The 1,363-nt window shown below is 42.7% G+C and carries 2 protein-coding genes; both read right to left on the bottom strand.

Annotation, left to right across the window (positions count from 1 at the left end):
• Positions 1-116: 116 nt before the first annotated feature.
• Entirely contained in the window at positions 117-935 is an 819-nt protein-coding gene (locus ACQRD1_RS14555) for an IS3 family transposase (protein ID WP_235234332.1), read from the bottom strand.
• Positions 925-1,272 (bottom strand): transposase, encoded by a 348-nt coding sequence (locus ACQRD1_RS14550; protein WP_229097941.1) that lies wholly within the window; start codon positions 1,270-1,272, stop codon positions 925-927. The genes ACQRD1_RS14555 and ACQRD1_RS14550 overlap by 11 nt, the downstream gene beginning before the upstream one ends.
• Between the last annotated feature and the right edge of the window lie 91 nt (positions 1,273-1,363).

The raw sequence follows: 1,363 nt of genomic DNA, 5'->3' as shown, positions 1-1,363 counted from the left end.
TATAGTGGCTCAGTTGTCAAGACAAAAATCTAAGATTTTTATAATGAACTGATATGGTGAACAAGTTACAAGGAACATGGAGAGAACAGTGGAGCACTCCCCAGATCCAATATATGCTAAGCTACATATGGCATCAACATTGCCGGATAGTAGCATTCAGCCGGTGTTTGGTAATCAAGTGCAGAATGGCATCGTTCAAAGTTGTAGGTGTGGATATACTGTCCGATAGCAGCTCTTGCTTCCCTGATGTTGTTGTACTGTGTCAGATAGGCTTCCTCATACTTGAAGCTGCGGAACCAGCGCTCAATCATGATGTTGTCTGCCCAGCGGCTTTTTCCATCCATACTCTGACGGATGCCGTTTTCCTTTACAAAGTCAATGTATTGCTGACTTGTAAACTGACAACCCTGATCTGAATTCAGGATCTGAGGTTTTGCCACTTTGAAAGCTTTTTTCAGGGCACTGATAACCATTCTGGTATCAAGTGTGTCATCCACTTCCCAGCCGACAATACAACGGCTATACCAGTCGATCACGGCTGTCAGATACAGAAATCCGCGCTTGATCGGGATATATGTAATGTCAATAGACCATGCCTGATTTGGCTTGTCTATGACCGCATTACGAAGAAGATATGGACATACTTTCGCCTGCTGCATTCGCTTGGAAAGATTCATCTTTGGATAAATCGGGTAAATATCCATCTCATTCATGTAGCGTCTTGCCTTGCGGCGCCCAACCTGGTAACCACGGGCTTTTAACTGTGCAGACATTTGTCTTGCGCCCCAAGTGGGATTATCTGTATGGAGATGATCAATGATCTCTTTGCAGGCCAGTTCCTCATCTGAAATAGGGGCGCCCTTGTAATAAATGCTTGTACGGTTGATGTCAAGCAACATGGCACCTACGGAAGCCGGAATTTCCTTAGTCGTCAAAAGGTTTTGGACTAAACTTACTCTCGTAGTCAGGTCCACAAATTTCTTCAGATTTTTTTTTGAGCCAGTCAACCTGCATGGTTAACTGACCAACCTTTTTGGCATACTCCGCTTTCTCCTTACGCTCTTCGGCAAGCTTTTCTTTGAGGTTTTCCTCACGCTTGTCGTCGAACACAACCGAAGCATTGTTCAAGAACTCTTTTTTCCAGTTGCGGAGCAGATTTGGTTGGATGTTATTTTCAGTTGCAAGGGTATTGAGATCTTTCTCACCCTTAAGCAGCTCAATTACAAGGTCTGATTTGAATTTGGCATTGAAATTTCTTCTTTGTCTGGACATGATAATGGATCCTTTCTTTCATACTGGTTTAAGTATATCAGATTCATTAAAAACTGTCCGAAAAAGTGTCTTAATTTATGAGACCATTATA

The organism is Bariatricus sp. SGI.019 (assembly GCF_050315235.1).
GTDB lineage: Bacteria > Bacillota > Clostridia > Lachnospirales > Lachnospiraceae > JAFBIX01.
This window is presented reverse-complemented; position numbering and strand designations above follow the sequence as displayed.

What these genes read in the sequence shown, in the direction of transcription:
- ACQRD1_RS14550 (WP_229097941.1), bottom strand. Translation starts at nt 1,272, where the DNA reads ATGTCCAGACAAAGAAGAAATTTCAATGCCAAATTCAAATCAGACCTT.